The organism is Microbispora bryophytorum (assembly GCF_006874465.1).
Lineage (GTDB): Bacteria > Actinomycetota > Actinomycetes > Streptosporangiales > Streptosporangiaceae > Microbispora > Microbispora bryophytorum.
On record NZ_VIRL01000001.1, the window covers coordinates 70143 to 82433 of the forward strand.

A 12291-nucleotide genomic window follows, 5' to 3' on the forward strand; every position below is an offset into this window, starting at 1 on the left:
CTTATGGCAGCCGGCCGAGGCCGCGCGCGAGCACGGTGGCCGTCTTGGCGATCACTTTGTCGTCGGTGGCACCGGCGGCCGCCCGGCGGTTGGTGGAGATCGCCATCACGATCGGGGCGGAGCCCTTGGCGGGCCAGACGACGGCGATGTCGTTGGCGGCGCCGTACGCGCCGCCGGTGCCGGTCTTGTCCCCGACGATCCACGTCTTCGGCAGCCCGGCGCGGATGCGCGCGTCCCCGGTCGTGTTGCCGCGCAGCCACCCGATCAGCCGGGATCGGTCCTTCGCGCCGAGCGCGCCGCCGGTCGTGAGCGCCCTCAGGTCGCGGGCCACGGACGCGGGCGTGGTGGTGTCGCGCTTCTCCTTGGGCGACCAGTCGTTGAGCTCGGTCTCCCAGCGGTCCAGCCGGGACAGCGGGTCCTTGAGCGTGCGGAAGTATCGGGTGAGGCCCCGCGGCCCGCCGATCCGCTTCAGCAGCATGTTGCCCGCGGTGTTGTCGCTGTAGATGATCGCCGCCCGGCACAGCTCGGCGAGGGTCATGCCGTCCTTGACGTGCTTGCTCGTCTCCGGTGAGTTCGGCTTCACCTCGCCGGCCGTCCAGTGGACGACCTTCCGCGTCAGCTCCCGGTCGGTCGTCTTGGCCAGCACCGCGCCCGCGGCCACCGCCTTGAAGGTGGACAGCAGCGCGAACCGCTCGCCCGCCCGGTAGCCGACCGTCTTCCCGGTCGCCGTGTCGATCGCGTACGCGCCGATGCGGCCCTTGAACGACGTCTCCAGCGCGCGCAGCGCGGCGGCCACGTCCGTCCGGGGCACGGTGGTGGTGGCGGGCACGGCGGCGGCGGTGGCGGGCGCGGCGGTGGCGGGGGTCGCCGTGGATACGGCCCCCGCCAGGAGGAAGACGGTGATCGTGGCGGCCTTCCGCGCGACCGGCGTCGTCCGTGTCATGGGCTTGTCCTTGCTCTCGTCCGTCACAGGGGCGTTAGACGCAGGAGCAAAGCAAAGTGTTCAGAACATGTCCAATATTCATATGGACCCCAGATCCATATGAGTTCCCGTATCGACCCAGCTCACAGCGGTGGAGTGGCCGCTCCCGGTGACCGTGATCACGATCGGGGATGGAGAGGCGGCCCCCGCGCCGGTAAAACGGGGGCCGCCTCGGTCCTCGGGAGATCACCGGGAGGTCACCCGACGGGCGCCCGGTCGGGCGGGCGGAGGAGGAGCCGACCCGTGGGCGACAGGAAAACGCCCAGGAAGTCGCGGCTCATCCACACAATTGAGTAAACGGATGTTAGCTTTCCCGACAGAAACGGTCAATGGTCGATAGTACGGAACGATGAATGGCGTATCCGACGGCGGCGCCCCCCGCGTACCAGAACAGGTCAGGACCGTTGAACGTCGTGCCGAGCACCAGCCGCGCCGTCGTGCTGTGCGCCGACAGCGCGGCCGGCACTCCGGTGAGCTGGGCGAACTCGACCAGCCAGCTCACCCCGAGCGCCACCGCCGCCACCGCGAACGGCCGGGCGCGCGGCGCGGCCACGACGACCAGCGCGTACACGAGGAGGGTGTAGAGAAGGTCGCCCGCATACTTGCCGACCATGCCGGGCAGCAGCGCCCGGACCGACAGACCGGCGACCACGACCACCACGGCGGCGGCCAGCGCGGCGAGTCGGCGATGCGGCATCCGGGCACCCTACCGGGAATCCGGGGCCGCCCATTCCCACCGAAGCGGAGCTCCGCACGGTCTACGGCGGCATCGCCCTGACGCCGCCCGCCGATAAGGCCGCCGACCTGCTGAAGCTGCCCGGTTCAGCGGCCGTACAGACGGTCAATGGCGTGTCCTCGGGCACCGGCACCGGCACCACCGGCACCTCCACTCCCCAGGTGAAGGGCATCACGGTCGAGGTCGACAAGATCACCCTTCGGTGGGATTCCGGGGCTTTCCGCAAGGCCCGGCGGACCCGCGTGTCCGCCGGGCCCTCGTCCCCCGGGTTCAGTCGATGGCGATCTGAGCGCGTACGGCGGGGCTGAGCCCGGCCAGGAGGCGAGCCGCGCGGCCGTCCGTGGTCGCCCGGAGCAGGGCCGCGGTGACCGGCGGCGGCACGTACTCCAGCACCTGCCTGGCCCGCCGGGTCGTCATCGCCTCGACCAGCCGGACCGCGGCGGGGGTGACGCCGAGCGCGTTGAGGATGTCGGCGGCGACCCGATCGGGGACGTCCGCGAGGATGCTCGCACCCCGGCTCGCGGGCAGCTGCCGCAGCAGCGCGGCCGCTCCCGCCGCGGTCATGTGACCGACCGCCCGCCCGGCCTGACCGGACGGCAGCAGGGCCAGCACGCCGGCCGCCCGGGACGGATCATCGGTCATGGCGTCCAGCGCCTGCCCGATGGCGGCCGGCGCCATCGCGGCGAGCGCCGCGGCGGCACTGCGTAGAGAGGAGGCATCGCGTAGAGAAGAGGCCTGCCGCGGCGGCGGAGGCTCGGGTCGCGACTGGGGTGGTCGTGCTCGCGGCCTCTCGACCGGCGGCTCACGCCGCGGCGGGGCGGCGATCGCCGCCAGCCTGCGGTCGAGTTCGGCTGCTCCCATGCGGAGAGCGGGGTCCTTCCTGAGCAGCCCGGCGACCACGTCGTACAGCGGCCCGCCGCGGCGGGGTGGCGGAAGGTCGTCGGTGCAGACGGCGTGCACGGTCGCGTAGGCGTTGTCCCGCCGGAAGGGCGAGTAGCCCTCCAGCGCGCAGAAGAACGTGACGCCGAGCGACCACAGGTCGGCGGCGGGCCCCACCGCCCGCCCGTCGATCCGCTCCGGCGCCATGAACTCGGTGGTGCCGAGCATGATGCTGCGCGAGGTGAGCCCGCTCTCGCCGACGATCTGCGCGATGCCGAAGTCGACGAGCACCACCTTTCCCTCGTGGCCCACCACGATGTTGGCCGGCTTGACGTCACGGTGCACCACGTGGGCGGCGTGTGCGGCCGTCAGCCCGGCCAGCACCTCGCGTCCCAAGGCGGCGATCTCGCGCTCGGACAGCGTCCGCCGCCGGATCAGGTCGTCCAGGGAGCCGCCCTCGACGTGGACCATGACGATCCACGGCGAGCCGCCCTCCTCGAAGACGTCGTAGATCTCGGCTATCGCGGGGTGTCTGATCCGGGCCAGCGACCGGGCCTCGCGCAGGGCCCTCGCGCGCTGGATCTCGATCCCCTCGCCGTACGGCGTCAGCACGACTTCCTTGAGCGCGACGAGCCGACCGAGCATCCGGTCCATCGCGAGCCAGACCGTGCCCATGCCGCCGCGGCCGAGCTGGGTCCTCAGCTCGTAGCGGTTTTTGATCAGCCGTACCGGGCCCCCCGCCGGAGCGTCAGTCGTCATCGGGGAGCAGCTCGACACCGCCGGGGCGGTCGGCGCCGGTCCGCGGCACCCGCGTGGTCCTGGCGTCCGGCATCCGCCTCAGTTCCTGGTCCTCCATCGAGTCGTACGCGTCGGTCTCGCCGACGGTCTCCGCGCGGGTGCCGGTGGGGCCACGGTAGGCCGCGCCGTCCTCGGGGAGGGTGACGACCGGTTGCGGACCTGTCTCGCCCGTGCGGGACCAGATGCGCCAGACGTCCTGCGAACGGCCCGAGGGCGACGCGGGCGTCCCTCGGCCGTCCGTGCCGTGCGAGGTGAAAGCGCCCTGGGCGGCGAAGGTGCCACGCGCGTCCCGGAACTCGTGCTTCTCGGCCAGCGCGAGGACTTTCTCGTAGTTGCCCGGCCGCTGCATCAGCTTGATCGTCACCGGCAGGCACTCGATGAGGAGGAACAACAGGAACAGCAGCAGGCGGGTGACGCCGAGGCTGCTGTCCTTGCCGGTCACCTCGTTGAGCGCCTGAATGCGGATGAGCAGGCCGTTGGTCGCCATGTTCTCCGCGTCGAAGGTCGCCTGGAGGTCCGCCTGCCGCTTGATCCCCGCGTCGAGCTGCGCCTTCGCCTTGGGCAGGGCGTCCCGCGCGCTCGCGAGGCGGGCCTGCTTGGCCTCCTCACTGCCGGCGTTCAGCTCCCGCTTCCGGTCCTCGATCTGCCGGTTGATCAGGTCGAGGCGCCGCTTGTCCTTCTCGTACGCGCGCCGGCTGTCCTGGGCGAGAGGGCCGTCGCCCTTCTTCGGACACGACGGTCCTCCGTACAGCTGGCACTGCCACTCGCCGTAGTGCTTGTCGGCCAGCTTCTGCTGTCTGGCGCGCTCGGCGGTCAGCGCCTTGACGTTCGGGTCCTGCTCGGTGTCGATGGGCACGTCACCTCCGGAGGAGATGACTTTTTCCAGGTCCGCCACCTCTTTGCGGAGCTGGCCGACGTCTTTGCCGACGTTGCCCTGCTGCTGCCGTGCGGCGAACGCGTCCGCGCGCTGCTGCTTGATCTGGACAATCTGGGCATCGATTTCGGACTGGAAGATCTGGAGCACCAATGGCGTGGAGATGACGAACCCGAGCAGAAGCGCCATGAGAAAGCGCGGAACGGCCAGCGGCCAGCGGCGCGGGGCGTCCGCCTTCATCGTGCTGACCAGCCAGCGGTCGAGGCTCAGGATCATCAGGCCCCATACCAGCGCGGCGAGAACGGCCAGGACGACGTTGACACCCAGAGCGCTGTTGAGGGCGAACGTCATCGAGACGACCGCGAGGACGGCCGTCGTGAGCACGGCGCCGCCGATTCCCTCGAACTTCCCGTACTCGCTCGGGCACCGTTCGAGCACCTCAGGCCGTGCTCCGGACAGCCCAATCAGAAACCGTCGCATGCTTCTCCTCGCCTACGCGCACATATTGGAACGTGGCATAACGATCGAGACTCGGGCTATCGTAGATCACCGCAAGATTGTGGGAAACCGAGAATGATTCGACGCAACGACACAACAAGAACCCTACCGTTATGACAAGTCGTCTTTTCGTTGTTACCCACTAGTTCGGATATAGGGGGACAGGGGCGACGAATAGGACAATAAACGGAGGATCCGTGTCAGAGCCCGACAAGGCTCTGCTTCGCAAGGCCGTCGCCCGAGCCGTTGCGGGGCTCACCGCCACCGGCCGCCTCACGATCGTGGAGGTCGCCGCCGACGGCATGACCGTCTTCCGGATCCACCGGGACGACAACGGCAGGCCTCGCTGCCATTACTGGTCGTCGTCATGGGAGGACCTGACCTCCGAACAGGGGTGGGAGCACGAGTCCTCCCGGCAGGCCGTGCTCCGGGCCGCCGACCCGCTCTCCGCCGACGAGGTCGTCCTCGTCTGCTCGTTTCCCGAGGGCGCCGAGGCCAACCGGGCGCTGGCCTGGCTGAGCGAGGCGCGGCCCGCCGCCGTCCTCCCCTGCGACGGGCCGGCCGTCGCGGTCGTCGAGGACGTCCTGGCCTCCGACCCGCTCTCACGGTCGTACGACCTGGTCGTGCTGCGCGCCGACCACGCGAGCGGGCGGTTGCGGCTGGGGAGCAAGCAGTTGTTCCCCATTGGCACCCTGCCCGGGACCAGAGCCGAGGTGACCGTCCGCTGCGAGCCCGGCGACGAGTACGGCACCGCGTTCGCCGTCGTCACCTGGCAGGGCCGGGAGCCCAGGCTGCTGTCGGTGCACAGCGCCAGGCTCACCCCCGGCCGTTATCTGCTGACGGCCGAGCTGGTGCGGCCGGGGAAGGTGCGGTTCACCGGCGTGCCCGAGCTGACGCGGGACCCGCGCGGCTGGAACGACCTCGTGGCGGCGGCGCCGTCACAACTGCCGCCCAGGGCCGGGCCGGCACACCTGATCTGCGCGGTGGAGGTGAGCGGGCCGGACGCGAAGGTGGAGGAGCGCCTGAGCCGGGTGCGCCAGATGGTCAGTCATCTGTCCGCCGAGCTCGCGGACCTCCTGCGGGTCTCCCTCGTGGCGTACGGCGCGCACTCCTACGACGACCGGGCGGCCAGAGAGCATCCGGTGGAGGTCGCCGCGTGGCAGGTCACGCCCGAGCGCGCGCTGGCCGCCCTGGAGTGGTTGGAGGAACGCGGCGCGATCACCGAGGGCTACCCCTACTATCCGCACGCCGCCCAGGTGGAGGACATGCTGGAGGCGGTGGCCCGGCGCCTCACGACGGCGGAGCAGGTGCGCACGGTCCTGCTCACGGTCGGCGACCGCCCGCCGCACCCGGCGCGGACGAACCGGTCGCTGATCCTGCCCTGCCCGCACCCACATGACTGGCGGTTACTCGTGGGCCGCGTCCAGAGCCGGCCGGACACCGTGCTCGCCGCGATCTGCGACCGCGAGGACACCTTCGCGCACCCGGCCTGGCGCCGGCTCGGCGCGAACGCGCTCGCGCATCTCGACGCCCTCGACATCCGGGGGCTGGCCGCCGACCTGGGGCTGGCCGCGCCCGCCGCCCTCCCCATCCCGTTCCCCCTCCTCGACGAGACGGAGTGAGACCAGACATGCAGTCCGACCCGGCGCAGGGACCATCGGCCCACGACATCGCCATGTGGGGCGCCCCCGGCAGCGGCAAGACCACGCTTCTGGCCGCCCTGAACATCGCGCTGATGCGGCGGAAGGACGAATGGAAGATCGTCGGCTCCGACGCCGCCTCGTCCGACTACCTCATCGAGAGAACGAACGCGCTGTCGAGCGGGAAGATCTTCCCGGAGGCGAGCCAGAGCCTGGAGCACTACCGCTGGACGCTGGTCGGACCGGCCGAGCGGCAGGAACGCCGGTGGCTCCGCAAAGCCCGGCCCACCGCACCGCTGAAGATCGGCATCAGCATGGTCGACGCGCCGGGCGGTCTGTTCAGCGCGGGCCCTCTCCATCTGGGGAACGGCTCCGGCGTCGCCGACGACCTGCGCCGGCGCCTGATGGACAACCTGGTGAAGAGCCGGGGCCTGGTCTTCCTCTTCGACCCCATCCGGGAGTTCGAGCTCGGCGACGCCTTCGACCACCTGCACCCGCCGCTCACCCGCCTGGCCGAGAAGATGCTCGAGAGCGGGGAACTGCGGGACGGCATGCTCCCCCATCACGTCGCGGTCTGCATCACCAAGTTCGACGACCCCAGGGTGCTGGAGACCGCGGAGAAGCTACACCTGCTCGACTCCGCGCCCGACGACGAGTACGGATTCCCCCGGGTGACCAGCGAAGACGCCGGTGACCTGTTCCGGGCGCTGTGCGAGGTGTCCGCGAGCGGCAACGCGGACATGGTCGTCAACGCCCTGGACCAGTTCTTCCACCGCTCCCGCGTCGAGTTCTTCGTCACCTCGTCGATCGGCTTCTACCTGCGGCCGCACACCAAGACGTTCGACCGGAACGACTACCAGAACCTGCTCCCCGAGGCGGGCAGGGACCTGCGGATCCGGGGACAGGTCCATCCCATCAACGTCGTCGAGCCCATGCTGTGGCTCGGTCGGCGCCTCGCCGCCGGCGGTCCGCGGTGATCGGTTTCGAGTGGGCGCTGGAAGGCAAGCGGCCCGGCAGCTACGACGAATACGGCCTGCTGGAGTGGAGCGACGGGCGGCTCGACCGCGAGGTGTTCGACAAGCTCAGGCACCGCTACACGGCGAGCACCGCCGGTGACCTGCCCCAGGTGACGATCGGGACCGCGAGGATCAGCGAGAACGGCCAGATCTCCTACTACCTGGTTCTGGCGATCCGGCAGTGGTCGGGTCACCGCGACTTCGCCAACCGCAAGATCGCCTACACCCGGTGGTTCTACGTGCCGTACGAGCAGCTTGTCGACCGGCCGGTGTCGTACACCGCGCTCTACACCGCCTTCGCCGCGCTGCCGCTGGAGCCGCGGCCTCCGCTGACCGTGACCGTGCCGCCGTACGACCCGGGGGTCATGGCTCCCGGCCCGGACACGTTCTCCGCCGCGGCGCTGCTGCTGAACGGCCGGCCCGTGTGCGTGGTCGGCGCCGACACCGTCCCCATGATCGATCGGCTGCGCTTCGCGGACACCGTCGCGGCGCTGCTGCCGTACGGGACGCGGACCAGGTTCACCGCCGCCACCTGGACCAGCAGCACGAGCGAGCACAGCATCAAGCTGTCGTTCGCGCGGTATGCCCCAGAAGGGGCGCAGACGGTGGTCTGGGGACGCGCGGCCGACAGCGTCCTCGACCAGACGCCGTCGAAACTCTGCCACCAGTTCTACACGCGGTCCGACGTCCCGGCTGCGGAGATGATCGCCAGGCTCGCCCGGCAGACCGAGCCACTGTCGATCGAGAAGGACCGGCCCAAGGTGCTCCAGCTGGTCGAGCTCTCCGGTTCCGCGGCGCCAGAACCCGAACCCGAGCCGGATCGCTCCCCGCCCGCCGCTCCTCCCGCCCTGCCCACGGGCTCCACGGAGCCCACGGTGGCGTACCGGAACCGCGCGGGAAGCCCCTTGACCGAGGCGCTGGCCGACGCGCTCCCGTACGCCGCGGACGTCAGCGCCGCGGTCGAGGACCTGGTTCGCTCGGTCACGAACCCCACCGCCCTCCAGAGGGTGCTGCTCAAGCGCAACTGCTTCCGGAGTGTGATCGATCCCCGGAGTGACGCGACCCGGCTCTACGCGCGGCTCGTGGACGCGGCCTTCCCGGCCGAGGAGATGCGGAGGCAGGCCAGCCAGGACGTCGCCGATGCCCTCATCTGCTCGACGGCCACGCCGGATGCCGTCCGGCACAGGCTCGCCGCCCTCATGGGCACGCCTGCCGTCGAGCCCCGGCGGACCTGGTGGCCTCCCGGCCGCCGCGTCCGCCTGGCGTTGATCCTGACCGGCACGGCCGCGCTCGTCGCGGTGGCGGTCGTGGCCGTCTTCCTGACCCTGGGCGACGCCGGGGAGACCCCACAGGAGAGCCTCTCCCCTCCGCCGCTGGCGGTGGTCGTCCAGGCGCCCGCGGACCAGCGGTACGCCGCCGAGGCCTTCGCCGAGAGGCTCCGCCGCGACGGCTACGCCCCGTCCGTCGAGACGATCGACCCCACGAGCGTCACGCCGCCGGTGGGCAAGCCGGCCGTGACCGTCGCGTACGACCTCGACGTCCTGGAGTCGGTCAGCGGCGGCCGGCACTCCGGCAAGGACGTACGAGAGGGCCTGCAGGAGCGGGGCCTCAGCGAACTGGCGGACCTCCGGGTGACGAGCACCGACGTCCTGCTCGTCAGGGACGGCGTCAAGCCGCAGCGGTTTCTCGACGACCCCGGCGAGGGCGACGACATCCTCATTCGCGACACGATCGGCGGGGAGCAGCTGCGCGCGCTGACCGATCACGGCCTCCGGCTGGTCACCGTGCCGGCCCGGGACATCTCACGCCGGCTGGCCGAGGGATCCGCCGACGCCGCGATCGTGCCCGAGAGTGTGAGCGCGTTCGAGGGCTACCAGCGCCCCGCTCCGCGGGACCTGCCGCTTGCGCAACGCAGGCTGGTCGTGCTCGTCAACCGCGAGGCGGACGAACCGATGCGGCAGGACCTGCTCCAGGTCGCAGGAGCGACCGATCTCGGGCACGCGCCCGAAGGCGACCCCATCCTGGCCGCGAAGGCCCTCGTCGATCGGATCGCCCCAGTAGGGGAACCGACGTCCATAGAAGAGCCGGAAGGGACAGATTCCTTCCCGTACGTCCTCTTCTTCGTGGTGGTCGCCCTCGCCTTCGTGGCGGTGGTGCTGTTGATGTGGCGGCCCGCCCGGCTCGGCGGAACGATCAGCCGGCACCGCCGATGACCGTGAGGAGCGCCGTGTCCGGCATGACGACCGAGGACGAGGTGGCGGAGTGGCTCAAAGCGCGAGCGACACCGCTGAACGGTCTGGAACCGGGCGCCGGAACCGCCGACCTGGCGCCGCTCCGCGTCGCGCTGGACGGCGTACGGGTGGTGGGGCTCGGCGAGGCCACGCATGGCAGCCGGGAGTTCTTCCTGATCAGGCACCGGTTGCTGGAGTTCCTGGTCGAGGAGTTGGGGTTCACGACGCTCGCGGTGGAGGCCAGCGCCTCGGCGTCCCGAGCCGTGGACGACTACATGCAGGGCGGCTCCGGCGATCCGGTCGAGGCGCTCGCCGGAAAGCGCCTGGGCGTCGGCCCACCGCTCGACCGGCGGATCGACGCGGACGCCCGCCGTGTGGAGGACTTCCTGACGGGCGTCTCCACCCCGGACGAGGCGGCGGCGCATGCGCGGATCGTGCGCCAGAGCGCCGACCTCGCGAGCCGGCCGCTCCGGCACCCCGACCCCGCACAAACCGTGAGCGTCGCCCGCGACCGCTACCTCGCCGACAACGTGGACCTGCTCCTGGCCGACCCGGACGCCAGGGTCGCCGTCTGGGCGCACAACGGCCACATCATGAAGGGCGGCCACAGCGGCGGGTCGGTGACCGCGATGGGCCGCCACCTCAGGCAGCGCCACGGCGAGGCGTACTACGCACTCGGCGTGTTCTTCGGCGCGGGCCGGTTCCGGGCCCGCCGACGGCGATTCGGAAAGGTGGACCCGGCCACGCCTCCGGTCACCTTCCGCGTCCCGCTCGTCCGGAGACCGACGATCGTGGAGGCCCGCCTGGCCACCGCCCATCCGGGTGAACATGTGATCGACCTGCGGAGCGGCCCACGGCCGGAGTCCGTGACGCGGTGGCTCGGCGAGCCCCTCCACATGCGCGGTTACGGAGGGGCGGTGGCGAGGCGGTTCACCTACAAACTCGGCTACATGCCCACGGTGCTCGCCGAGCACTTCGACGGCATCGCCTTCGTGCCCGAGACCACCGCCTCCACCCCTCTGTGAATCCTCACAGGTCGAGAGCGAGCGTGGCGAGGTGGCGGGCGATCCCGGCGGTGTCGGTGTCCTGCACGTTGCTGAGCAGGACGACCTGGATGTCGTCGTCGGGCAGGTACATGTTGCTCGCCGTGTAGCCCATGAAGAGACCCGGGTGATACCGGAGCCGGTGCCCTTGGAGCCGGTCGACGAGCCAGCCGAAGGCGTACGCGCTCGACGGCAGGTTGAGGCAGCCGGTGGAGGGGCACTTCGCCTGCGGCGTGAACGCCTGCTTGACCGTGGCGGGCGGCGCGACCTTGTACGAGCCGAACGCCCGGTCCCAGCGGGCGAGGTCGTCGACGGTGGAGTAGACGCCGGTCGCGGAGAACAGCTCGGAGCCGTTGAGGAGCGGGGCCGGTGACCCGAGCGTGAAGTAGCCCTTCGCGTACCCGGCGGGCGGATATCCCCTGCTGTAACCGGTGTTCGGGAGGTTCAGCGGGCCGGTGATCAGCTTGCGCAGTACGGCGCCGTACGGCTGGTGCGTCACCGCCTGGATGAGCGCGCCGGCCAGCACGTAGCCGGAGTTGGTGTACTTCCACATGGTGCCGGGCTCGAAGTCCAGTGGCAGGTTCACGAACTGCTGGATGAGCTTCCGGGGCGTGGTCGGTCGCGTGACATTGGCGAGGTAGCTGGGCAGTGTCTCGATGTTGGGGATGCCCGAGGTGTGGGTGAGCGTCTCGCGGATCGTGATGGGACGCCACGCTGCCGGGCAGGCCTTGATGTATTCCGGGACGATATACCGGCAGATCGGGTCGTTCAGCTTGAACAGCCCGCGGTCGCGCAGTTTCAGCACGATCATCGAGGTGATCTGCTTGGTGACCGACATGACCCGGTAGACCGTGTCCGGCCGGTTGGGGATGTGCCGGCTCTCGTCCGCCTCGCCCGCGGCGAAACGAGCCAGCACCCGCCCATGCCGTACGACCAGCGCCGAGCCGGTGAACTGCTTCTTGGCCGCCAGATCCCGCAGGTACGCCAGCATCTCCGCACTGGCGGCAGCGTCCTGCGGCGCCGACGACGTGGCCGGTGACGTGACCGGCCGGTCCGATTTCTGCGTGGAATCGCTCGTGTCGCCGGTGGCCGTCGAGTCCGATGTCTGGGCGGGCCGGTTCGTGAGGTCCGACAGGCTGTTCTGATCGCTGGAGGAGTTCGCGATCGTGTCGGTTTTCTGCCAGTTGTACGGCATGGCCCGCGAATCCGTCTGGCCCTTCTGCATGGGCGTGAGGGCAAGCGTGACGTCATGGAGCAGGTTCTGCTGTTGGCGCCCCGACTGCTGCTGCTTGTCGTGTTGCCCGGCGCGATTGCGCCCATGCGCGCGGGCGTGATCGCCTGCACCAGGGTGATCCCCGCCGGGGCCGGTCACGACGGCGTCCCCGGCGGACGCGGCGACGGCGGGAGTGCCCAGGGGCACGGCCCCACCGGACAGCACGGTGCCGAGCATAAGGAACCCGACAACATTAGGATACTTGGGCATTTTCTCCCCCATGAAACGTACCACTGTCCCGAATTCAGACATTTCCCGAACTAATTGATTTCGAGAACACCCGGCGGACAGTTCTTCCGTCGGGCTGTTTTCCTTTCGCCG

General features: G+C 70.5%; 9 protein-coding genes. 4 read left to right on the forward strand and 5 right to left on the reverse strand.

Features of this window, described 5'->3' with window-relative positions; genetic code table 11:
- Position 1 precedes the first annotated feature (1 nt).
- The 4 genes from bla to FLX07_RS00365 all read right to left on the reverse strand — a co-directional run bounded on the left by bla (position 2) and on the right by FLX07_RS00365 (position 4749).
- Positions 2-943, reverse strand: a complete 942-nt coding sequence (gene bla, locus FLX07_RS00350) for a class A beta-lactamase (protein WP_142567404.1) — start codon at positions 941-943, stop codon at positions 2-4.
- Between the two features lie 343 nt (positions 944-1286).
- Complete coding sequence (locus FLX07_RS00355) at positions 1287-1679, reverse strand: ribosomal maturation YjgA family protein (RefSeq protein ID WP_142567405.1); 393 nt, start codon at positions 1677-1679, stop codon at positions 1287-1289.
- 309 nt (positions 1680-1988) lie between these two features.
- Positions 1989-3356, reverse strand: a complete 1368-nt coding sequence (locus FLX07_RS00360; protein WP_142567406.1) for a protein kinase domain-containing protein — start codon at positions 3354-3356, stop codon at positions 1989-1991.
- Positions 3346-4749, reverse strand: a complete 1404-nt coding sequence (locus FLX07_RS00365) for a DUF4407 domain-containing protein (RefSeq protein ID WP_142567407.1) — start codon at positions 4747-4749, stop codon at positions 3346-3348. Before FLX07_RS00365 ends, FLX07_RS00360 begins: the two co-directional genes overlap by 11 nt.
- 215 nt (positions 4750-4964) lie before the next feature.
- On the opposite strand from FLX07_RS00365, the gene FLX07_RS00370 reads away from it, so the two are divergent.
- Genes FLX07_RS00370 through FLX07_RS00385 form a run of 4 tightly spaced genes read left to right on the forward strand, consistent with a single transcriptional unit; the run spans position 4965 to position 10679 of the window.
- The gene (locus FLX07_RS00370; RefSeq protein ID WP_142567408.1) at positions 4965-6389 is read left to right on the forward strand and encodes a hypothetical protein; all 1425 of its coding nucleotides are present in this window, start codon (positions 4965-4967) and stop codon (positions 6387-6389) included.
- Positions 6390-6397: 8 nt separating this feature from the next.
- Positions 6398-7384 carry a DEAD/DEAH box helicase family protein gene (locus FLX07_RS00375; RefSeq protein WP_142567409.1) on the forward strand — a complete coding sequence of 329 codons (987 nt, stop codon included), beginning with the start codon at positions 6398-6400 and terminating at the stop codon, positions 7382-7384.
- Entirely contained in the window at positions 7381-9636 is a 2256-nt protein-coding gene (locus FLX07_RS00380; protein WP_142567410.1) for a hypothetical protein, read from the forward strand. Before FLX07_RS00375 ends, FLX07_RS00380 begins: the two co-directional genes overlap by 4 nt.
- Before the next feature lie 23 nt (positions 9637-9659).
- A complete protein-coding gene (locus tag FLX07_RS00385) occupies positions 9660-10679 on the forward strand; it encodes an erythromycin esterase family protein (RefSeq protein ID WP_142567411.1) in 1020 nt (339 codons plus the stop codon).
- Between the two features lie 4 nt (positions 10680-10683).
- Here FLX07_RS00385 and FLX07_RS00390 read toward each other — a convergent pair whose 3' ends face one another.
- Positions 10684-12180, reverse strand: coding sequence for a serine hydrolase domain-containing protein (locus tag FLX07_RS00390; protein ID WP_167748059.1), 1497 nt, complete (start codon positions 12178-12180; stop codon positions 10684-10686).
- Positions 12181-12291 lie beyond the last annotated feature (111 nt).

What these genes read in the sequence shown, in the direction of transcription:
- FLX07_RS00375 (WP_142567409.1), top strand. Translation starts at nt 6,398, where the DNA reads ATGCAGTCCGACCCGGCGCAGGGACCATCGGCCCACGACATCGCCATG.
- FLX07_RS00360 (WP_142567406.1), bottom strand. Translation starts at nt 3,356, where the DNA reads ATGACGACTGACGCTCCGGCGGGGGGCCCGGTACGGCTGATCAAAAAC.
- bla (WP_142567404.1), bottom strand. Translation starts at nt 943, where the DNA reads ATGACACGGACGACGCCGGTCGCGCGGAAGGCCGCCACGATCACCGTC.
- FLX07_RS00365 (WP_142567407.1), bottom strand. Translation starts at nt 4,749, where the DNA reads ATGCGACGGTTTCTGATTGGGCTGTCCGGAGCACGGCCTGAGGTGCTC.
- FLX07_RS00385 (WP_142567411.1), top strand. Translation starts at nt 9,660, where the DNA reads ATGACGACCGAGGACGAGGTGGCGGAGTGGCTCAAAGCGCGAGCGACA.
- FLX07_RS00390 (WP_167748059.1), bottom strand. Translation starts at nt 12,180, where the DNA reads ATGCCCAAGTATCCTAATGTTGTCGGGTTCCTTATGCTCGGCACCGTG.
- FLX07_RS00355 (WP_142567405.1), bottom strand. Translation starts at nt 1,679, where the DNA reads ATGCCGCATCGCCGACTCGCCGCGCTGGCCGCCGCCGTGGTGGTCGTG.